The organism is Pseudomonas fluorescens HK44, from assembly GCF_000217955.3.
Classification (GTDB): Bacteria; Pseudomonadota; Gammaproteobacteria; order Pseudomonadales; family Pseudomonadaceae; genus Aquipseudomonas; species Aquipseudomonas fluorescens_AQ.
In genome coordinates this window covers 884,945-905,740 of sequence record NZ_AFOY02000015.1, presented here as the reverse complement: position 1 = coordinate 905,740, position 20,796 = coordinate 884,945, and the positions used below count along the sequence as shown (strand labels likewise).

General features: G+C 61.4%; 16 protein-coding genes. 13 read left to right on the top strand and 3 right to left on the bottom strand.

Annotated features, from left to right (window positions below):
* Window positions 1-10: 10 nt before the first annotated feature.
* The 6 genes from HK44_RS16850 (at window position 11) to HK44_RS16825 (ending at window position 8,014) form a co-directional block, all read left to right on the top strand.
* Complete coding sequence (locus HK44_RS16850) at window positions 11-1,189, top strand: lipid-transfer protein (RefSeq protein WP_019690325.1); 1,179 nt, start codon at window positions 11-13, stop codon at window positions 1,187-1,189.
* A gap of 10 nt (window positions 1,190-1,199) precedes the next feature.
* Entirely contained in the window at window positions 1,200-2,369 is a 1,170-nt protein-coding gene (locus HK44_RS16845) for an acyl-CoA dehydrogenase family protein (RefSeq protein ID WP_019690326.1), read from the top strand.
* Between the two features lie 84 nt (window positions 2,370-2,453).
* A complete protein-coding gene (locus HK44_RS16840) occupies window positions 2,454-3,644 on the top strand; it encodes an acyl-CoA dehydrogenase family protein (protein WP_019690327.1) in 1,191 nt (396 codons plus the stop codon).
* Between the two features lie 11 nt (window positions 3,645-3,655).
* Window positions 3,656-4,810, top strand: a complete 1,155-nt coding sequence (locus HK44_RS16835) for an acyl-CoA dehydrogenase family protein (protein ID WP_019690328.1) — start codon at window positions 3,656-3,658, stop codon at window positions 4,808-4,810.
* A 50-nt stretch (window positions 4,811-4,860) separates the two neighbouring features.
* Window positions 4,861-6,549 carry a class I adenylate-forming enzyme family protein gene (locus HK44_RS16830; RefSeq protein ID WP_019690329.1) on the top strand — a complete coding sequence of 563 codons (1,689 nt, stop codon included), beginning with the start codon at window positions 4,861-4,863 and terminating at the stop codon, window positions 6,547-6,549.
* An 82-nt stretch (window positions 6,550-6,631) separates the two neighbouring features.
* Entirely contained in the window at window positions 6,632-8,014 is a 1,383-nt protein-coding gene (locus HK44_RS16825; RefSeq protein WP_024265013.1) for a DUF1329 domain-containing protein, read from the top strand.
* 158 nt (window positions 8,015-8,172) lie between these two features.
* On the opposite strand, the gene HK44_RS16820 is transcribed toward HK44_RS16825, so the two are convergent.
* From HK44_RS16820 to HK44_RS16810, 3 genes are all read right to left on the bottom strand, one after another.
* On the bottom strand, window positions 8,173-10,302 hold the full coding sequence (locus HK44_RS16820) for an FAD-dependent oxidoreductase (RefSeq protein WP_019690331.1): 2,130 nt from the start codon (window positions 10,300-10,302) through the stop codon (window positions 8,173-8,175).
* A 66-nt stretch (window positions 10,303-10,368) separates the two neighbouring features.
* Window positions 10,369-11,199 (bottom strand): alpha/beta fold hydrolase, encoded by an 831-nt coding sequence (locus HK44_RS16815; protein WP_024265012.1) that lies wholly within the window; start codon window positions 11,197-11,199, stop codon window positions 10,369-10,371.
* 17 nt (window positions 11,200-11,216) lie between these two features.
* Window positions 11,217-12,548, bottom strand: coding sequence for a spinster family MFS transporter (locus tag HK44_RS16810; protein WP_019690333.1), 1,332 nt, complete (start codon window positions 12,546-12,548; stop codon window positions 11,217-11,219).
* Window positions 12,549-12,757: 209 nt separating this feature from the next.
* Between HK44_RS16810 and HK44_RS16805 the strand changes: the two genes are divergently transcribed.
* The 7 genes from HK44_RS16805 (at window position 12,758) to HK44_RS16775 (ending at window position 20,764) form a co-directional block, all read left to right on the top strand.
* Window positions 12,758-13,492 (top strand): SDR family NAD(P)-dependent oxidoreductase, encoded by a 735-nt coding sequence (locus tag HK44_RS16805; RefSeq protein ID WP_019690334.1) that lies wholly within the window; start codon window positions 12,758-12,760, stop codon window positions 13,490-13,492.
* 29 nt (window positions 13,493-13,521) lie between these two features.
* Window positions 13,522-14,295, top strand: a complete 774-nt coding sequence (locus HK44_RS16800) for an SDR family NAD(P)-dependent oxidoreductase (RefSeq protein ID WP_019690335.1) — start codon at window positions 13,522-13,524, stop codon at window positions 14,293-14,295.
* 49 nt (window positions 14,296-14,344) lie between these two features.
* A complete protein-coding gene (locus tag HK44_RS16795) occupies window positions 14,345-14,974 on the top strand; it encodes a nuclear transport factor 2 family protein (protein WP_019690336.1) in 630 nt (209 codons plus the stop codon).
* Between the two features lie 9 nt (window positions 14,975-14,983).
* Window positions 14,984-16,057 (top strand): alkene reductase, encoded by a 1,074-nt coding sequence (locus HK44_RS16790; RefSeq protein ID WP_019690337.1) that lies wholly within the window; start codon window positions 14,984-14,986, stop codon window positions 16,055-16,057.
* A complete protein-coding gene (locus tag HK44_RS16785; protein WP_019690338.1) occupies window positions 16,054-17,937 on the top strand; it encodes a long-chain-acyl-CoA synthetase in 1,884 nt (627 codons plus the stop codon). Before HK44_RS16790 ends, HK44_RS16785 begins: the two co-directional genes overlap by 4 nt.
* On the top strand, window positions 17,930-18,994 hold the full coding sequence (locus HK44_RS16780) for an MBL fold metallo-hydrolase (RefSeq protein WP_019690339.1): 1,065 nt from the start codon (window positions 17,930-17,932) through the stop codon (window positions 18,992-18,994). Before HK44_RS16785 ends, HK44_RS16780 begins: the two co-directional genes overlap by 8 nt.
* Window positions 18,995-19,096: 102 nt before the next feature.
* Entirely contained in the window at window positions 19,097-20,764 is a 1,668-nt protein-coding gene (locus tag HK44_RS16775; protein ID WP_019690340.1) for a DUF1302 domain-containing protein, read from the top strand.
* Window positions 20,765-20,796: the final 32 nt, after the last annotated feature.

Below are 20,796 nucleotides of genomic sequence, written 5' to 3'. Positions count from 1 at the left end.
GAAAAAACACATGACGAATTCGTCGATTTCCGGACGCGCCGCGATTGTCGGTTTGGGCGCGACCGAATTTTCCAAGAACTCCGGGCGCACCGAGCTGCGTCTCGCCCTTGAGGCCACCCTGGCGGCGCTCAAGGACGCTGGCATCGATCCGTCCGAGGTCGAGGGTTTCAGCTCGTACTCGGTCGACAAAGTGCCGGAGTATGAGATCGCCCGTCTGCTCGGCTGCAAGGACGTGAAGTTCTTCTCCCAAGTGCCCCACGGCGGGGGCGCGGCCTGCGCGCCGGTGATGCATGCGGCCATGGCGGTAGCCACCGGCGTGGCGAAAGTGGTAGTGGTCTACCGGGCGATGAACGAGCGTTCCTGGTATCGATTCGGCAGTGGCAGTTACGGTTTCGCCTCGACGCCAATCTTCGAGAACGTCAACTACGGCTGGTACATGCCCCACGGCCTGCACACCCCGGCAGCCTGGGTCGGGATGTTCGCTCAGCGCTACATGCATACCTATGGCGCGACCTCGGAAGACTTCGGTCGGGTGGCGGTGGCGGTGCGTGACTTTGCCGCGACCAACCCGGCGGCATTCTTCTACGGCAAACCGATCACTCTCGAAGAGCATCAGGCCTCGCGCTGGATCTGTGAGCCGCTGCACTTGCTCGACTGCTGCCAGGAGTCTGACGGCGCAGTGGCGATGATCATCACCTCGGCCGAACGGGCCAAGGACCTGCGGCAGAAGCCCGTGGTCATCAAGGCCGGTTCCCAAGGCATCACCGGTGGCCAGCAGATCATGACCTCGTTCTATCGCGATGACATCACCGGGCTGCCGGAAATGGGTGTGGTCGCCAAAGAGCTGTACCGCCAGTCCGGGCTTGGTCCCGAGGCGTTCCAGACCGCCGTGATCTACGACCACTTCACCCCGTTTGTGCTGCCGCAGTTGGAAGAGTTCGGTTTCGCCAAACGCGGCGAGGCCAAGGAGTTCATCCGCGCCGGCCACCATGCCCGTGGCGGCAAATTGCCGATTAACCCCCATGGCGGTCAACTCGGCGAGGCATACATCCATGGCATGAACGGCGTTGCTGAAGCGGTGCGTCAGGTGCGCGGCACTGCGGTGAACCAGGTGGATGACGTGGAAAACGTGCTGGTGACCGCCGGGACCGGCGTGCCGACCAGTGGCCTGATTCTCGGTTCGGCATAAGGAGCGGCTCATGTTTGTCGATCTCACCCCCGAACAGCGCGCCCTGCGCCATAAGGTACGGGATTATTTCCAGGACTTGATGACACCTGAGCTGCGCCTGCAATTGCGCGGCAAGGAAGGCGGCGAGCTGTATCGCGAAACGGTCCGCAAGATGGGCCGTGACGGCTGGCTGGCCGTCGGTTGGCCCAAGGCACATGGTGGCCAGGGTTATGCGGCCACCGAACAGCTGATTTTTTTCGAAGAAGCCAACATTGCCGGCGCGCCGCTGCCGTTCGTGACCATCAGTACGGTCGGTCCGGCCTTGATGGCCCATGGCTGCGAGCTGCAAAAGGCTCGATTCCTGCCCGGCATTGCGGCGGGTGAAATTATCTTCGCCATCGGTTACTCCGAGCCGGATGCCGGTAGCGATCTGGCCGTGCTGAAAACCACCGCACGACTGGACGGTGAGCACTTCGTGGTCAACGGCAACAAGCTCTGGACCTCCGGTGCCGAGTCTGCCGATTACATCTGGCTGGCGGCGCGCACCGACCCTGAGCGGCCACGGCATAAAGGTGTGTCGATCCTGATTCTGGACACTCAGGAACCGGGCTTCTCCAGCACGGTCATCCCGACCACCAGCAACCCGACTGCCGCCACCTACTACGACAACGTGCGGGTGCCGCGCGACATGCTGGTGGGTGAGTTGCACGGCGGCTGGAAGCTTATTACCTCCCAGCTCAATCACGAACGGTTGGGGTTGGGTGCCTGGTCGGACAAGGTCGTCGGACTGTTTCGCCGGGTTTATCTGTGGGCTCGCAGCGCCGATGAAAACGGCCGCAAGGCCACCGACAAGGCCTGGGTCCGCGCCAGCCTGGCCGAGTGCTATGCACGGCTGGAGGCCATGCGCCTGATCAACCTGCGCATCGCCGCCGACCTGGAACACGAGCGCATGGACATTGCCCTGGCCTCGACCACCAAGGTCTACGGCTCGGAATCGGCGATCGAGATTCTGCGCAAGCTTTGCAACATTGTCGGGGCCAACGGCCTGGTGCGTGGCGATTCGGCAGCGGCATTGCTGCAGGGCGAGCTGGAGTATGAGGTACGCGCCTCGGTGACCTTGACGTTCGGTGGCGGCACCAACGAAATCCAGCGCGAGCTGATCGCCCAGTTCGGCCTGGGCATGCCACGAACCCAACGCTGACAGCACTGTTCGCTGTACGGCCATAACAATAAATCAGGTTCCTGTCGCTCCGGCGCTGTCTGGGGCAGAGCAGAGGGTGAAGAAATGAGCGATATCGATCAATTCAGGCAGCAAACAAGAACCTGGCTAGAAGCCAATTGCCCAGAATCGCTACGCACGGCGACCCCGGAAGGTGAGTTGGTCTGGGGCGGCAGCACGGTCGATTTCCCGAGTGCCGATGCACAGCTGTGGTTTGAGCGCATGCGCGATAAGGGTTGGTTCTGCCCGCAATGGCCGGTCGAATACGGCGGCGGCGGGTTGAGCCCGGAATACAACGCGGTGCTGGAAAGTGAACTGCGCCGGCTCAAGTGCCGACCACCGCAGATCAACCTGGGCATCTGGATGCTCGGGCCAGTCTTGCTGGAGTTTGCCAGCGAGGAGCAGAAGCGTGCCTTGCTGCCACCCATGACCCGCGGCGCAATCCGTTGGTGCCAGGGTTTCTCCGAGCCTAACGCCGGCTCTGACCTGGCCAGCCTGAAGATGTCGGCCCGTGATGCCGGTGATCACTTCGTGGTTGATGGCACCAAAATCTGGACCTCCTATGGTGACAAGTCGGACTGGATGTACGCCTTGGTCCGTACCGATCTTTCGGCGTCAAAGCATCTGGGCATCAGCCTGATCGTGCTGGACATGCGCAGCCCCGGTGTGAGCGTTGCACCGATCGATCTGATCAGCGGCAAATCGGTGTTCTGCCAGGTATTTTTCGACGGGGTCAAGGTGCCCAAGAGCCAGCTGATCGGCCCGCTCAACGGCGGCTGGAACCTGGCCAAACGACTGTTGCAACACGAACGCAGCGCGATGTCGAAATTCGGCGAATTCAGCTTGCCGACGCACTTCCATCTGCTACCCCTGATCCGCCAATACCTGCCTGAACCGACCACGCCTGCCGAGCATGCCCTGTATGCCCGTGCCGTGGCCTGCGCTATGGATGAACACACCTACAACCTGACCGTGCAACGCATGGGTGAGGAGGCGCGGTCGGGCCAGGACATCAGTGGGTTGATGTCGATCATGAAGCTGGTGCACACCGAACAGGAGCGCGACAAGTTCGAAGTCCTGCTCGATGCCCTCGGCTATCGCGCACTGGGCTGGGATGACGAGGTCTTCAGCGCGCCGGAGCAGGCGATCACCCGCGCCTGGTTGAACAGCTTTGCCCTGACGATTTCCGGCGGTTCGTCGGAGGTCCAGCTCAATGTTATCGCCAAGCGGGTCCTCGGCCTGCCGGACGCGAAGTGAGGAATCTGACCATGAATCTGCTGTATAGCGAAGAACAGCGTCTATTGGCCGACAGCGCTCAGGACTTCCTGGCCGCGCGTAGCCCGGTAGCGCAGCAGCGTCGTCTGCGCGATGAAGCCTGTCCTGAGGGCTTCGATCAGCAATTGTGGCAGGACGCCGTGGCCTTGGGCTGGAGCGCGATTCCGTTTCCGGAGAGCCTCGGCGGTCTGGATTTCGGTTGCATGGGCCTGGGCCCGGTGTTCGAAGCCATGGGTCGCAACCTGTCGGCCTCACCCCTGCTGTCCAGTGTGGTGCTCAGCGGCTCGCTATTGCATCTGGCCGGTACGCCTGCGCATCAGGATCGCTGGTTGAGCACGCTGATCAGTGGGGAGCGGCGCATGGCCCTGGCATTGGACGAACACCCACGTCACGCGCCTTTGCAGACGGCACTCAAGGCCGAAGCGGACGGTGACGGTTTCAGGCTCACTGGTAACAAGTATTTCGTGATCGACGGCGTCGCTGCCGACACCTATGTGGTCGCCGCCCGCACCAGCGGCCAACCGGGGGAAGCGCAGGGCATCAGCCTGTTTGTGTTAGAGGCAGATGCGCCAGGATTGAGTGTCAGCGCATTGCCGTTGATTGACTCGCGCAATCATGCGCGGTTGTGCCTGGACCAGGTCCAGGTAGGTCCGCAGGACATGCTGGGAGAGGCCGGTGAAGCCTGGCCAGTGCTCGCCAAAGCACTCGATCGCGGTTGCACCTGCCTGGCAGCCGAGTTGCTCGGGGCGGCACAGATGCTCTTTGAAACCACCCTCGACTATCTGAAAACCCGCGTGCAATTCGATGCCCCAATCGGCTCGTTTCAGTCACTGCAACACCGCGCGGCCGGGCTTTACGTCGACTTGGCACTGGCCCGTAGCGCCGTCATGGCCGGCTTGGCAGCCCTCGACGATGAAGGCCTGAACGACGCCGAGCGTGGCCGTCTGGTCAGCCTGGCCAAGTGGAAGGCGGGTGAAGCCGCGGCCAGGGTCAGCAATGAGGCTGTGCAAATGCACGGCGGAATCGGCGTGACCGATGAGTTGGATGTGGGGTTGTTCCTCAAGCGGATTCGCGTGGCTCAAGCCTGTCTTGGCGACAGTGATTACCACTGCGAACGCTATTGGGCCCTCGACGAGACCCGTGGCTAGTGCCTAGTGCATGGGGCACGGGGAAGCTCGCTGTTTCGGAGAATAATAAGATGATGGTTGAACAGTGGCAGCGCGACTGGCAACAGTTGATCAGCGCAGGCTCGCCTTTTGAGGTAGTGACACCGGTCGACGGTGGCCCGAAGTATTTTCGTCATGCCGCAAAGAATCTGTTGGCGGCAATCGATGCGGGCCGGGTACATGGCGGGCGTGAGTTTCTGATCTGGGAGCAGCAACGCCTGACCTTTGATGACTTCTTCGAACAGGTCGATCGGCTCGCCGGGCAACTGGTGCACCGCTTTGATCTGCGTCCAGGCGCACGGGTGGCCATTGCCATGCGCAACCAGCCTGCCTGGCTGGTGGCGTTTGTGGCCGTCCAGCGCTGCGCGGCGGTGTGCGTCCCGCTCAATAGCTGGGGGCTGCGTGAGGAGCTGTTCCATGGGTTGGAGGACAGCGGCGCCAGTCTGCTGTTGTGTGATGAGCCGCGCCTGCAATTGCTTTCGCAGGACCTGGCTGAACAAGGGCTGGCGACCATCGTGGTCGGGCTGGCTGAAGAGTGGCCGGTCGGAGCGCATTGTCAGCGTTACGAAACCCTGCTGGCGGCGCCTGCACTGAGCGCGCCAGAGGTACAGATCGATGCCGATGATCCGGCGCTGATTCTCTACACCTCAGGCACTACCAGCCGGGCAAAGGGCGTGCTGTCGAGCCATCGCGCGGTCTGTCAGGCGCTGACGGCGCTGGAGTTTCAGGGGGCATTCTGCGCAGTGAGTTCGCCGGAACGCATCAATGTGGTGATCAACAGTGGCTATCCACCGACCAACCTGATGGCGGTGCCGTTGTTCCATGTCAGCGGTTTGCACGCGCAGTTCCTGTCGGCGTTGCGCCATGGCCGGCGGCTGCTGCTGATGTACAAATGGGATGTCAACAAGGCCTTCGAACTGATTCGCGCCGAGCGTTGCACCCAGTTCAATGGCGCGCCAGTGATGATGCAGCAATTGCTTGGATCGCCGCGTTTTGGCACCGAAGAGACCGCCAGCCTGTTTGGTCTGGGCCTGGGTGGCGCAGCACCTTCGAGCAGCCTGCTGGCCCACCTGACCCAGCGCAAACCCGAAGCCATCGGCGGCAGTGGTTATGGTTTGACCGAAAGCAATGGCATTGGCGCGGCCATCGGCGGCGACCAGTTCGTCTACAAGCCCACGGCGGTCGGCTGGCCGCTACCGATTGTCGAGGTGCGCATTGGCGACAGTCCTCATCAGCCTTTGCCGATTGGTGTCAGTGGGTTGATCTGGCTGCGTTCGCCGACCCTGATGAGCGCGTACTGGAACCAGCCGCAAGCCACCGCGCAAACGCTTCAGGATGGCTGGCTCGACACCGGTGATATCGGTCTGCTCGATGAAGAAGGCTTTCTTTACATCACCGATCGGGCCAAGGACCTGATCAACCGTGGTGGCGAGAAAATTTCAGCGGCCGAGGTCGAGTCCTGTGCCTGTGAAATGCCCGGCGTCATCGAAGCGGCGGCTTTTGCCATGGCTGACGAAGTGCTCGGTGAGGTCGTGGTCCTGGTGATTCGCAGTGACAGTGAGCCGGCGCCTTCGAGCGCTGCGGTTCAAGATTTTATCGCCACTCGTCTGGCCGCGTTCAAAGTTCCGGCGCAGGTCCACAGTCAGCGTCACCCCTTGCCCCGCAACGCTTCGGGCAAGTTGCTCAAGGCCACGCTGAAGGAATTATTGGTCACTTATTAGTCTTTCCGGACGATGTCCTCGACCACAGAAAGCGAAGAATGAACTCACACCCAGAAAGCCTTACCCGCGAAGGAGGCAATACATGAAAATAACAAAAACAAGCGTGATGCTCGTAGCCGCCGTGGCAGTCAATGCCGGGATGCTCGCCAGTGCATACGCCCAAGTGAGTCCTGACGAAGCCGCAAAGCTGGGCAAGGAATTGACCTGCGTCGGTGCCGAGAAAGCCGGTAATGCCGAAGGCACTATTCCGCCGTACACCGGCAAATACCTGGGTGAGGTGCCAGGCTGGAACCATGTGAAGTTTTCCGGGGATCAACCGGTCGACCCTTATGCCGCCGAAAAGCCAGTGGTGGTGATCACCGCACAAAACATGAGCCAGTACGAGGCCCATCTTACTGACGGCCAGAAGGCCTTGTTCAAGCGTTACCCGACTACCTATAAGATGAACATCTATCCGGGCCACCGTGATTACCGCTATCCGGACTATGTCTGTGCACGGGTGATGAAAAATGCCCTGAGCGCCAAGCTGGTGGATGACGGGATGGGTATCCAGGGGCTCGGTCAGGTTCCGTTCCCGATCCCGAAAACGGGTATGGAAGTGCTGTGGAACCATCAGTTGCCGGCCCGTGCCTACACCGAGGAAAAGATCAGCGATCTCGCCTCGATCTTGCCTAACGGCAGTATTGGTTGGGGGCGCGCCCAAGCGCGTGGCATGTCGCAGGCGAACTCGCCAACCGTGGAGCCGAAGACCGAAGACGGGCTGCAGGCCATGGGTTGGAACACCACCCTGAAGCCGGCGCGCGATAATGGTGTGATCAGTATCTCCCAGGAACCTTACAACTTCCTTACCCATCCGCGTCAGGCGTGGAGCTACAGTCCTTCGACCCGTCGCGTGCGCCAGTTACCGGGCTATGGTTACGACCAACCGATGATCGGCACCAACGGTACCATGACCGTCGACGAGGACCGTTTGTTCAACGGCTCGCCCGAGCGCTATACCTGGAAACTGCTTGGCAAGCGTGAGATCTACATCCCGGCGAATGCCTACAAGGCGAACTCGGCGAGTGTCACCTACGCGCAGATGCTGACCCCCAACCACCCCAACCCGGAGTTCATGCGCTATGAACTGCGTCGAGTCTGGGTGCTCGAGGCCGACCTGAAAGAAGGCTATCGTCATCTCTATGGCAAGCGTGTGCTGTTTCTCGACGAGGACACCTGGCATTCGGTCCTGGCTGACAACTACGATGCCCGTGGGCAGCTGTGGAAACACGCCATGATCAACTACTACTACCACCCGGACATGAGTGCCTGGCAAGCCGGTTCGCAGTTTTTCATGGACCTGAACTCCGGGCAGTACACCGGCTACGGCATGACCAACGAATCGAAGAAAGGCCCCATCCTCAACGAAGGCAAATTCACCGCAGACATGTACACCGCAGATGCGGCTCGGGCACTGGGACGCTAACCCCTAAGACTTGACCGTCGTACACAAGGCCCCGCCGGCAACGGCGGGGCCTTTTTTTGCATGTGGAGACACCGGTGGCGAGGGGTCTTGCCACAGGGTTTGCATCTGATCTGATAAGAAGAGTGGGACGGCCTGAGCCGTCCCGGGGGGGAGGGGGGTCAGGCTTCGCGGCCGGCGCGGTGGCCGGCGCTGATGGCGCCTTCGATGTAACCGATGTTCTGGCAATCGCCAATGCTGCTGGCGCTCAGGCCTGCGGTGTTCAGCGCGTCGCTGAGACGAGTATCGGGCTGGGCGCCGATGGCCAGGACGACTGAGTCAGCCAGGCTTTCCCCGATCTGGCCGTCATCGCGTTGATAGCAAACACGCTTGCCTTCGATGGCCGTGACGGTCACACCGGTCAGCAACTCGCCACCGTGCAGACGAATGCCGTGCAGCACTCGCCAGCGACGCACAATCGCCAGCTCGCGGCCCAAATGGCTGCCGCTTTCGAGCACACAGACCTGGCGTCCACGGGCGATCAGAAACTCGGCCAGTTCCAGTCCCACCAGGCCGCCACCGATGATCGTTACCCGTTTGCCCAAGGGCATCCAGACCCGCGACAGCTTTTGCATGGCCTCGGTACTGTCGGTCACACCCACCAGGCTACCGGCTTTCATCAGGGTGCGTTGGGTCAGGGACAGTTTGCGCCTGGCGATTTCATCGGCGCGGTCGCCGGTCATCAACCGGCGCAGTTCATCGCCACTCCAGACGTGGTCCTGATCGGCACCGGGAATGGCCGGCGCTTCACGTTGAGCACCGGTGGCGACTAGCACCTGGTCGGCGCCCAAATCACGCAGCAGGGTGATATTGGCTTCGGTGTTCAGGCAAATTTCGATCGGCAATGCCTGTACCTGGTACCTCAGGTTTTCCAGCAACCGGGCATTCTCGGCATAGGCTAAACCGGCAAAAAACAGCGTGCCGCCGAGCCGGTCACTGCGCTCAATCAGGGTCACCTGATGCCCGCGCAGGGAGGCGACCCGTGCGGCCTCCATACCCGCAGGCCCGGCACCGACCACCACCAGATGCTTTGGCGTGGCGGCGGGGGTCAGCACGTACTCGAACTCATGGCCGGTCATTGGGTTGACCGCACACTTGACCCGTTCATTGACGAAAATCTGGCTGACACAGACATAGCAGTAAATGCACGGACGGATCGCTTGTTGCTGATGGGTCAGCAGTTTGTTCGGCAAATCCGGGTCGGCGAGTAATTTGCGACCCATGGCGATAAAGTCGCAATCACCGCGGGCCAGGGCGGCTTCGCCCACCTCGGGCTCAATTCTGCCGACAGCAATAACCGGCACTTTCACGCTGCGTTTGATCGCTGTGGTCCATTGCAAAAAACCGCCGGGCTCGTGCACCAATGGCGCCTCGGTGAAAACGGTCCCGCTGGTGATTCGGGCGCTGGCCGACACACTGATTGCGGCTACGCCAGCGGCTTCAGCCATGCGCGCAACGGCCTGGGCGTCTTCCAGGCTGATACCGCCGGGGGTGTGCAGTTCTTCGGCATCCAGGCGCAACCAGAGCGCAAATTCGTTGCCGACCCGGGCGCGGACAGCGGCCACAATTTCCAGCAACAAGCGGGCGCGGTTTTCCAGAGTGCCGCCGTACTGGTCTTCACGCCGGTTGTAATAGGCCGACAGGAAGCCGGCGATGATGTAACCGTGGGCGGCATGCAGCTCGACGCCGTCGAAACCGGCCCGCTTGGCGCGCTCTGCGGCCGAGGCGAACCACTCGATCATTTGCGCGATGTCAGCCTGATCCATGACCCGGATCGGCGAGCCTTCAGCGCGGCGTTTCATGGAACTGACGAAGTTGGCCAGTTCTTCCGGGGTCAAGGCGGCCATCATGTCGCTTTGTAGCACCGGTGGCACCGACGGCACCCAGAGTTGACGGCCTTCAGCCATGTCGCGGACCGAGGTTTTACCCGCGTGCTGAAGCTGCATGGCGATTTTCGCGCCATGCTGGTGAACCCGTTCGGCCAGACGGCTGAGACCGGGAATGAATTCATCGGAGGACACGCCGACCTGAAACGGTTCGGCGGTGCCCGCCGGGAAGGCCACGGAGCACACGCCCATGATCAACAGTCCGGCACCGCCGCGAGCGCGGGCCTCGTAATAAGCCTGGATACGTTCGCCGCAATGGCCGTCGGCCTCGGCGAAATTGGAGCCCATGGGCGCCATGATGATCCGGTTGCGCATCTGGATTAAACCGATGCGCCCCGGTGAGAGCAAATGAGAGAAGTTGGTCATTGTTATTTCAGCCCGAGCGGGTGATCTGAGGGGGGCTGCGACCCAGGGGTCGCAGTCGGTACAGGTCTATCGAGTGCGCAAAAACTCCAGGCAGGACTGATTGAACAGTTCGCGGTGTTCCACCTGGACCCAGTGTCCGCAGCGGTTGAGCAGGATGAAGCGCGCATCGGGAGCGTGACTCAGAACTTTCAACGCGCCGCTGGGCGGATTGAAATTATCGTCGGTGCCCCAGAATCCGAGGATCGGTGCCCGCAGCTCTTCGAGGCGCTCCGTCATGTTCGGCACCATCATGGTGGTGAACAGATTACGAGGCTGATGCACGGCCACCGCCACTCGCTCAGCGAGCAATTTGTCGTCCAGCTGGGAGCTGTCGAACAGTTGCAGGCTCATGATCCGGCGCATTTGCTCGATGCCCAAGGGGCCTGCGTTATACAGCTCGACCATACGCTGGATGCCCACCATCTTGAAGTAGGTTTCGCGGTCCTCAACGCCACCGGGAGCCATCAGGATCAGCTTGTCTACGCGCTCCGGCTCGGCCAGGGCCAGGCCCAGGGCAATGGCCCCGCCCAGGGAGTTGCCGAGCAAGGTGCAACGCTTGATCCCGACAGCCTTGAGAAAACCGGACATGGCGTTGACGAAAAACTCAAGGTTGTACTGTGCATCTTCTGGTTTGTCAGAGCGGCCGAAACCCGGCAGGTCGACCACCAGGTTGCGAAAACCCGCCGCTGCGAATTGCGGGTAGTTGCCTTTGAAATTGCTGAAGCCACTGGCGCCGGGGCCGCTGCCGTGGAGCCAGAGCACCACCGGGCCGCTGCCTTCATCGAGAAAGTGCAGGCGCAGGCCGCTGTCCAGCGTGACGAAATGGCCGATGGGTAGGGGAAGGTCTTGCTCAGTCATCATTCAGTCTCCAGGAATCAGGCCGTAATGGGTTCAGCCACTGGCGCGGCGGGTTCGGCAGGGCGGGTCATTTGGGTGCGATAGCGCGGCAGGGCCAGGCTCAGGAATACCGAGGCCAGCACCAGCAGTGAAATCGACGAAGCCAATGCATAGCGCAGGGCTTCAGCGCCCAGGGTCGGGGCAAAGTAATCGCTGAGCATGCCGATCAGCAGCGGGCCGACGCCGACGCCGAGCAGGGTCATGGACATCACGAAAATCGACGTGGCCTGGGCCAGGCGGGTGGCCGGAAACAGGTGCGAGATTGCACCCAGGCACGGCGTTGCCCACCAGGTGCCAAAGAATGCGAACACGCTGTAGAAGATGAACGCCTGGGGGACCGGGATTGTGCCGATATGGAACGCGATCCCCGATGGCCAAAGGAAGTAAGCCAGGGCGAAAGGAATGCTGATCAATGTGCCTAGCAGTGGTACACCGATTTGCCAGCCGACATCACGGCGCGACAAGCGGTCAGAAAGGATGCCGCAGGTCAGGGTGCCAATGGCCGCGCCTGTGCCACCGACTACCCCGACCAGCAACCCGGCGTCCTGCAGGCTCAGGCCGTGGGAGCGAATCAGAAAGCTTGGGCTCCAGGTACCGATGGCGTAGCCGGCGATCGCCGCAGAACCGCCGGTGAGGACGATCCACAGGAAGGATGGGGTCTGGAGCAGCGAACTCATGGTGCTGCGCCAGTCCTCACGGCGCACTGAAGGCGTGGCGACCCGTTGCGCGGGTTTCGGCGCTCGGACCGTGAACATCAGCAGCAGGCCCAGCAGGATCCCCGGTGCGCCAATGACGACGAAGGCGAAGCGCCAGCCGTAGTGTTGGGCGATCCAGCCGCCCAACCCCAGACCAAAAACGGCGCCGAGGCTGGAGCCCAGCATCAGCACCGACAGCGCCGTCGAACGGCGTTCGGGCGGGTACAGGTCGGACACCATGGCCATTGAAGGGGCCGTGCCGCCAGCCTCACCAATGGCCACCCCGATCCGCGCCACCACCAGCATCAGGAAACTGCCTGCCAGCCCGCAGAACATGGTCATCAGGCTCCAGGCGATACAGCTCAGGGCGATAACCGGTTTACGCCCGATCCGGTCCGAGAGTCGCCCCAGCGGAAAGCCGAACAGGGTGTAGAACACGGCAAAGGTGACACCGGAAAGCAGGCCTATGCCTGTGTCGGAAATGCCGAACTCGGCCTTCACCGGCTCAATCAGAATCGCCATCAGCAGGCGGTCGATGTAATTGAAGATGTAGATGGCGGCCAGCACGAACAACGCGTAGTGGGTCCGCCAGGTGGGGCGTAGAGGTGAGTTCACAACGGGTACTCCCGGTCTTGTTCTAGTGGGCAGGATCATCGCCAGGTGCCGTACGACCGACATCGTCCATTCAGACCACCCCCGATGCCCGGGCCTTAGTCCCATCGGACGATGTTGTTCTTTTTTGCGCAGTCAATGATTGCTTCCGTACTCCACCGTCAGCCGTCCAGCTGCGGAGGGACTGGATTCTGGCATGCGGGAGAAGCTTCATGAAGTTGTTGAACAAAGTCGCATTCGTCACAGGTGCCGGGCAGGGCATGGGCCAGGCGATTGTCCGCTACTTTGCTGAGCAAGGCGCGCTGGTGGTGGCTGCCGATATCAACCTGGAGGCGGCTCGGCAGACGGTCGAAGGCTTTGCTGAGAAAGCCCTGGCGGTTGTCTGCAATGTGGCTGACAGCGACTCGGTGGCAACCGCCATGGCGACCGTCGAAGCACGCTTCGGGCGGCTCGACATTCTGGTCAACAACGCAGGCGTCGGTTCCATTGATGCGTTTGCCGAAACTCCGGATGAGCATTGGCACCGGGTGATCGGGGTCAACCTGACGGGGACGTTTTTCTGCAGCCGCGAAGCGGTCAAATTGATGCTTAAGGCCGGCACCCCTGGGTCGGTGATCAACATTTCCAGTACCGCCGCCCTGACCGGTGAAGGGCCGAGCCATTACTGCGCAGCCAAGGCCGGAGTGATGGGCCTGACCCGCAGCATGGCACGGGAACTGGCGGCCAGCGGCATTCGGGTTAACACCATCGTCCCGGGGCCGACCAATACCCCAATGATGGCCGGCATTGCGGACGACTGGATGCAGGCCATGCTCAAGGCCATCCCGTTGGGGCGCATGTGCGAAACCGACGAAATCGCTCGGGTTGCGGCGTTTCTGGCCAGTGAAGATGCCGGGTTCATTACCGGGCAGAACCTGGCAGTGAATGGCGGCATGGCCTTTATCTGAATGATTTGCACACCATCCGGGAGCGCGCAATGAGCACACGTCTGCAAGGAAAAATCGCCTTTATCAGTGGTGCCGGTTCGGGCATCGGCGCGGCCACGGCCCTGCGTTTTGCCGAGGAGGGCGCCACCGTGGTGCTCTGCGGTCGGCGGATTGAACCTTTGCAGGCGGTGGCTGCGCTGATTCGCGATGCCGGTGGCAACGCCGAGTGTGAAGTGGCGGACGTCAGCGATGAAGACGCCTATGTCGGCGCCATCGCTGCGGCTGCCAGGCGCCATGGCCGGTTGGACATCCTGGTGAATAACGCCATGGCCTATAGCTGGGGCGCGATCGACAACACCTCAACCCGTGACTGGCATTCGAATTTCACCACCACGGTCGACGGTACGTTCTGGGGCACCCGCACGGCAATGGGCCTGATGCGCGCTCAGGGCAGCGGCTCAATCATCAATATCGCGTCTATCTGTGGCCTGTTCGGCACGCCGTGGATGGCGGGCTACTCGGCAGCGAAAGCCGCGGTGATCAACTTCAGCCGGGCTGCTGCCTCCGAAGGTGCCAGTCACAACATCCGCTGCAACGTAGTGATCCCGGGAGTGGTGGATACCCCGGCCACCGCCGGCATGCTCGCCGACGAGAAGACCCGTCACAACACCGAAAAACTGATCCCGCTCAAGCGTGTCGGTTTGCCGCTGGAAGTGGCCAACGCGATTTTGTTTCTCGCCAGCGACGAAGCCTCTTACATCACCGGTGCCAGCCTGCCAGTCGATGGCGGCCGCAGCAGTGAGCTGTACACCGTACTCGAGTAACCCAGGCGCAGCGCATGCCCTCGGGATCATTGTTTTAAGGACACCGTTTATGGAACAGAACACCTTGCATAGCCGTCTTGATCGACTTGAGTCGATTGAAGAAATTCGCCAGTTGGCCGGTAAATATTCATTGTCGCTGGACATGCGCGACCTGGATGCCCACGTCAATCTGTTCGCTGAGGACATCCGCGTCGGTCGTGAAAAAACCGGTCGCGCCCATCTCAAGGCATGGGTCGACGACACCTTGCGCGACCAGTTCACCGGGACTTCGCACCATCTGGGCCAGCACATCATCGAATTCGTCGACGCCGACCATGCGGTGGGCGTGGTGTATTCCAAGAATGAGCATGAGACCGGCCCGGAGTGGGTGACCATGCAGATGCTGTATTGGGACGATTATCAGCGCATGAATGGCCGCTGGTATTTCCGTCGCCGCCTGCCGTGCTACTGGTACGCCAGCGACCTCAACAAACCGCCGATCGGCAGCCAGAAAATCCGCTGGCCCGGACGCGAACCCTATGCCGGGACCTTCCACGACCTGTTTCCCTCCTGGACCGAGTTCTGGGCCAGCCGACCGGACAAGGATCACTTGCCCGAGGTGGCGGCTGCCGCCCCCCTTGAACACTTTCTTTCTACCCTGCGACGCGGTGCCTGTGCACCGAAGATTCGCGTGCGCTGAGGATCACACATGAGCATTTTGTTCGAGCCTGTGCGGCTGGGTGAACTGGAACTGGCCAACCGCATCGTCATGGCGCCGATGACCCGCAGCCGTGCCGACGCCCGTGCGGTACCCACTGCCGAAATGGTCGACTATTACCGTCAGCGCGCCAGTGCCGGGCTGATCGTTGCCGAAGGCACTGCGCCGTCTGCCGATGGCCTTGGCTATTGCCGTACGCCGGCCATCTACAACGACGAGCAGATTGCCGGGTGGGCCCATGTGACCCACGCGGTGCATGAAGCCGGTGGCCGTATTGTTTTGCAATTGATGCATGTCGGGCGGGCCGCCAGCCATCACAACAAGCCAGCGAATTCGGCGACAGTAGCGCCCTCGGCCCTGCGTGCGCGGACCCAGCTATTCAGCGACGCCGTCGGACTGGTCGACACCGATGAGCCGCGCGCCCTGGAGCTGAGCGAAATTGCCAGCGTGGTCGAGGAGTACCGCCGTGCGGCAATGAATGCCCGTGAAGCGGGCTTCGACGGTGTCGAGTTGCATTGCACCAGCGGCTATCTGCCCATGCAGTTCATGGCGTCGGGCAGTAACTTGCGCGATGACCGGTATGGCGGCAGCACCGAAAATCGCGTGCGCTTCCCGGTCGAAGTGCTGGCGGCCATGGCCGCCAGCATCGGCGCTGGACGGGTCGGCTTCCGGCTGTGCCCGGGCAACTCGTACAACGACATCAGCGATGCCGACCCGGCCGCCACCGCGGCAGCGCTCTGCAGTGCTGCCGAGCCGCTGGGCCTGGCTTACCTGCACATTATGCGTTCGCCCCTGGAAGAGCTGGATGCGTTTGCCCTGGCTCAACGGCACAGTCAATGTGGCTTGATCCTCAATGACGGCTTCGATGCCGCTTCAGCCAGCGCAGCGCTGGAAGCCGGCCAGTGCGAGGCCGTTTCGTTCGCCCGGCATTTCATTGCTAACCCGGACCTGGTCGAGCGTCTGCGTCAGGGCTTGCCATTGACCCGTTTTGATCGCAAGACCCTGTATACGCCGGGTCCTCAGGGCTACTCGGATTATCCGACGGCGTCGGGGGTGGCGGTATGAGCGGGGCGCTGAGTGAAGCTGTGAACAGGCTGGTTCCAGAGGCCCTGTCCAACAGCCAAGGCAAGCCGGTACCCCGCGAGCAGACTCAGGCCGAGCTCGATCGTCGGGCCGTGGCCAGTGGGCAAATCAAGCCGGCTGACCGCTATACCCTCGCCGATCGCCTGGAAGAACAGGCCCGGCGTTTCGCCGACAAAACTTTCCTGATCTACCGTGGGCAGAACCTGAGTTATGCCGAGGTGGACGCCAGCGCCAACCAAATGGCTCATTTATTCCATGCCAAAGGGTTGCGAGCGGGTGACGTTTGCGCCATTGCCATGGAAAACCGGCCGGCGTTTTTCTTCAGCTGGTTTGGTCTGGTCAAGCTCGGTGTGGTGGTGGCGTTCATCAATACCCAAGTCAATGGGCGACCGTTGGTGCACGCCCTGGAATCCATCGGTGCCAAGGCTGTGGTGCTGGGCGAAGAGTGCCTGAACAATTTGCTGGCCACCGAAGGTTTACCGGATCTGCCCTGGTGGCTGATTCCCGATAGCGAAAACCCTCATCACGGGCCTTTGCCGGCTCATGTGGACAGCACCTTTGCCGCGCAACTGGCCGCTGCGCCACGTGGAGCTTTCCCGCGGGACCTGCGCGCGGAACTGCCGGCCGAGTCGACGACGTTGTTGATTTTCACCTCTGGCACCACCGGTCTGCCGAAAGCCGCGCGTTACAGCCATATGCGCTGGATGTCGTCGGGTGACGTGATGGAAGTGACGCTCAAGGCAACCGCCGAGGATGTTTTTTACTGCTGCCTGCCGCTCTATCACGGGGCGGCGGCAACCTCGGTGACCTCCACGGCATTGCGCGTCGGTGCCAGCATCGTGGTGCGGCGCAAATTCAGCGTCCGCGAGTTCTGGAGTGATGTTCGCAGTCACCGAATCAGCGTGTTCCAGTACATCGGCGAAATCTGTCGCTATCTGCTCAACCAGCCACCTGCTGCTGGTGAGCGCAATCACAGCCTGCGCTGCATGCTCGGTGCCGGCTTGACCGCCGAGTCCTGGCAGCGCTGGATCGAGCGGTTTGGTCCGCTGCAGGTGTTTGAGGGCTGGGGCGCTACTGAGGCCAATGCCAACCTGATCAACGTCGATAACCGTGTCGGCTCGTGCGGCCGGGTGCCGGACTGGAACAAGACCAACCTGCGACTGGTGCGCTATGACGTTGAGAGTGACAGCCATCCACGGGACGCCCAGGGCTTCTATCAACGGTGTGAGGTGGGAGAGATTGGCGAGGCCATGGGCTTTATCGTCGACCACCCGCAGATCGGCGGCGGGCGTTTCGAAGGCTATACCTCGGCGCAGGCCACCGAGAGCAAGATTCGCCGCGATGTGTTCCAGGTAGGCGATGCCTATTGGAGCTCCGGTGATCTGTTGCGCTATGACGAGGACGGCTATTTCTATTTTGTCGACCGTATCGGCGACACCTATCGCTGGAAGAGCGAAAACGTTTCCACTCAGGAAGTGGCCGATGCGCTGAGTGATCTGCCGGGGCTGGAACTGATTAACGTCTATGGCGTGCAGGTGCCTGAGCAAGAAGGGCGGGCCGGTATGGCGGCGGTGTTGATGCAACCGGGGCAGCGCTTTGATCCTGAAGCTTTCTACGCATTGACCCAGGCCCGTTTGCCACGTTATGCGGCACCGATCTTCGTTCGCGTTTCGGCTGCGGCGGACCTGACCAGTACCTTCAAGCTGCGCAAGGTCGACTTGCAGCGCCAGGGTTATGACCCACAGGCATTCGCAGACCCCTTGTACATTCGCGATGAGCAGTCGCGCAGCTACCTGCCGTATTCGGCGCAGGTGTTGGCCCGTATCGGCCTTTTGGCTTATGCAGGTGATACCCATGTCTGAGCTCGACAACCAGGGCCACGAATGGCGTACGGGCCTGCGCTACCCCTGGCCCCAGGCACCGGCCAATGGTCAGGTTCGCGAAGTGGCGCCGGGGGTGTTCTGGCTGCGAATGCCGATGCCGTTCAGCCTGGACCACATCAACCTTTACCTGTTACGCGATGGCGACGGCTGGGTGGTGGTCGACACAGGCCTGAACACCGAGCAGACCCGCGAAGTCTGGGAGCAGGTGTTCGTCCAGGTATTTGCCGGTTTGCCAGTGCACGCAGTGATCTGCACTCACTTCCACTCAGACCATACCGGTGTCGTCGGTTGGCTGAGCGAACGCTTTCGCTGCCCGGTGTACATGACGCTCGCCGAGTTCCAGTCGCTGCACCACGGTGCGCCGACTGACCCGATACCCGATTGGGGTTTTTTCGATTTCTATGAGAAGGCCGGGTTCAGCCATGACCAGGCGAGCGCCCTGCTGCCGATGATTCAGTCCGGGCACTTTCGTCCTGCCCTGGTGGCTGGCTTCAGGCGGCTGCGCGAAGGCAGTCAGCTCACTATTGGAAACCGGCGCTGGACAGTGGTGATTGGCCGTGGCCATTCCCCTGAGCATGCGTGTCTGTTATCGGAGGCCGACGGCCTGCTGATTTCCGGCGATCAGGTGCTGCCGCGAATCACCTCGGTTGTCTGTGTCCATGTCACTGAGCCTGAGGCCGATCCGTTGCGTGACTGGCTCGATTCCATTGAGCGGTTGCGCGAGGTACCGGCCGACGTACTGGTGCTTCCGGCTCACGAGCGGCCGTTCTTCAACCTGCATGAGCGCCTGGATCAGCTGCGTGATCACCATCGCGCGCACCTGGAAAAAATGCTCGATGCCTGTGAGCAACCGCGAACGGCGCTGGAGCTGATGGCAGTGTTGTTTGTGAAGTTGTCAGGTCGTTTCGACGAACTGATGGCTATCGGTGAAACGTTGGCCCATGCCAACTACCTCATCGCCGAGGGGAGGCTGGTGCGTGAGGAGCACGATGGACTTCATCGCTATCGACGGACCCCTCCGGGAATGTCGGTTTGAGACCCGCTCGGGGGAGCTGAGCGGTCCGAAGTTCAGGAACACATCATCGCTAACGCTTGAACATTCTATGGGGCCAGTCGGCCATCATTCAGGAGAGGCAGTGTGATCAATAAAAAAAACAATAAGTATCTTGAGCATGGTCCGCAGAGCTTTCAGGTCGCAAGCCTGGCAGTCGCCATCGCGCTGGTTTCTACCCCAGCCTGGTCGGGTGAAACAGTGGAATTCGACAATGGCGCGACCATCGACTGGACGGTCACCACCAGTTATGGCCTGGGGGTGCGGCTGGCAAAACCAAGTGGGCGGTTGTTGACCCCCAATGCCGATGATGGAGACCGCAACTTCGATGCTGGCAGCCTCACGACCAACCGGGTCGGTGCCCTGGGTGAAATGATCCTGCGCAAGGACAATTACGGGGCCGTGGTGCGCGCCAGTACCTTCTATGACGATGTCTATCACCACACCAACGACAACAACTCGCCGGCTACGGTGAACAAGGCCGGAGACAATGACGAATTCACCAGCGCCGCGCGCTACTACAGCGGTGGGCGCACGCGTTTGCTCGACGCCTATGTGTTCAGTGGCTGGCGCTTCGAGAACGACAGCATGCTCGACGTCAAGGCCGGTCGCCATGTCGAGTCCTGGGGTGAAAGCCTGTATTACCCAGGTGTCAACGGTGTGCAGAGCCCATCCGATGCGGTCAAGGCCTCGCAGCCAGGGGTTGAAGTCAAGGAAGTCCTGTTGCCAGTAGGACAGTTCTCGGCAGCCTACCGTATCAGCCCGAAGATCACCTTCGGTGCCTATGTGCAGTATGAGTGGAAGGGCACCGAACTGCCGCCAGTGGGTAGCTACCTGTCGACCACCGATGTGGTCGGTCCTGGCCGGGAATTCATCATCAGCTCACCCGCGAATATTCCATACCGTGGCACCGACGAGCCGCGTAATAGTGGTCAGTGGGGCGCGCAAGTGCGTTTCCGGCCAATCCCGGCCGTCGAACTGTCGCTGTTTCACGTCCACTATCACGACAAGAACCCGGCCACCGCGATGGTCGGCTATGACCCGGTCGCCGTGGGGGGCGGGCGGTATGCCTTGCGCAGCAATGGCTACAAGATCGAGTATTTCGAAGACATTAAACTCACCGGTATCAGTGCCTCGACCAAGCTCGGTGAATACCAGCTGGGTGCCGAATGGTCTTACCGCGATGGCGCACCGGTCATGGTCGACACTGGCCTGGGTCCAGTGCCTGCACGTGGTAAGGGCCAGCAGATGCAAATTTCGGCCATGCGCATTCTTGGCGACCGTCCGTGGGCCAACCAGACCGTGCTGACCGGGGAGATCGTCCGGGTCCAGGCCGACAGCGTCGACGACACCTCGGCAGCGCCCAATCTGCAGGGGCTTAATCTGATTCCTCAGGTCGCACCACTGGTGGCATCGTCCAATAATTTCTCCTACAGGACGGCCACGGCCTGGCGCACGAAAAGTGCGATGGCTTACACCGTCGGTGCGGCGTTCAGTTATCCGGGGGTGTTCGAAGGATGGGACCTTGATGTGCCCTTCACGTTCTCCGACGTATTTAGCGGTTCCGCGCCCATGTCGGGGACCATTTCCGGCGCTGCCGGGGATCGCCGTCTGAGTGCCGGCACCACGTTCAAATACCTCGGGAACCTTGAAGTGTCGCTCAAGTACATCGGCTATCTGGGGTCGCCGGACCCCGTCACGCGCCAGCTGGCCGACCGCGACTACGCGACCTTTTCGATGAAATACAGCTTCTGATGAGGCCGGGGCGAGACCTGTGGATTTCGCCC

Coding starts and splice junctions, on each gene's coding strand:
- HK44_RS16850 (WP_019690325.1), top strand. CDS start 11: ATGACGAATTCGTCGATTTCCGGACGCGCCGCGATTGTCGGTTTGGGC.
- HK44_RS16845 (WP_019690326.1), top strand. CDS start 1,200: ATGTTTGTCGATCTCACCCCCGAACAGCGCGCCCTGCGCCATAAGGTA.
- HK44_RS16840 (WP_019690327.1), top strand. CDS start 2,454: ATGAGCGATATCGATCAATTCAGGCAGCAAACAAGAACCTGGCTAGAA.
- HK44_RS16835 (WP_019690328.1), top strand. CDS start 3,656: ATGAATCTGCTGTATAGCGAAGAACAGCGTCTATTGGCCGACAGCGCT.
- HK44_RS16830 (WP_019690329.1), top strand. CDS start 4,861: ATGATGGTTGAACAGTGGCAGCGCGACTGGCAACAGTTGATCAGCGCA.
- HK44_RS16825 (WP_024265013.1), top strand. CDS start 6,632: ATGAAAATAACAAAAACAAGCGTGATGCTCGTAGCCGCCGTGGCAGTC.
- HK44_RS16820 (WP_019690331.1), bottom strand. CDS start 10,302: ATGACCAACTTCTCTCATTTGCTCTCACCGGGGCGCATCGGTTTAATC.
- HK44_RS16815 (WP_024265012.1), bottom strand. CDS start 11,199: ATGACTGAGCAAGACCTTCCCCTACCCATCGGCCATTTCGTCACGCTG.
- HK44_RS16805 (WP_019690334.1), top strand. CDS start 12,758: ATGAAGTTGTTGAACAAAGTCGCATTCGTCACAGGTGCCGGGCAGGGC.
- HK44_RS16800 (WP_019690335.1), top strand. CDS start 13,522: ATGAGCACACGTCTGCAAGGAAAAATCGCCTTTATCAGTGGTGCCGGT.
- HK44_RS16795 (WP_019690336.1), top strand. CDS start 14,345: ATGGAACAGAACACCTTGCATAGCCGTCTTGATCGACTTGAGTCGATT.
- HK44_RS16790 (WP_019690337.1), top strand. CDS start 14,984: ATGAGCATTTTGTTCGAGCCTGTGCGGCTGGGTGAACTGGAACTGGCC.
- HK44_RS16785 (WP_019690338.1), top strand. CDS start 16,054: ATGAGCGGGGCGCTGAGTGAAGCTGTGAACAGGCTGGTTCCAGAGGCC.
- HK44_RS16780 (WP_019690339.1), top strand. CDS start 17,930: ATGTCTGAGCTCGACAACCAGGGCCACGAATGGCGTACGGGCCTGCGC.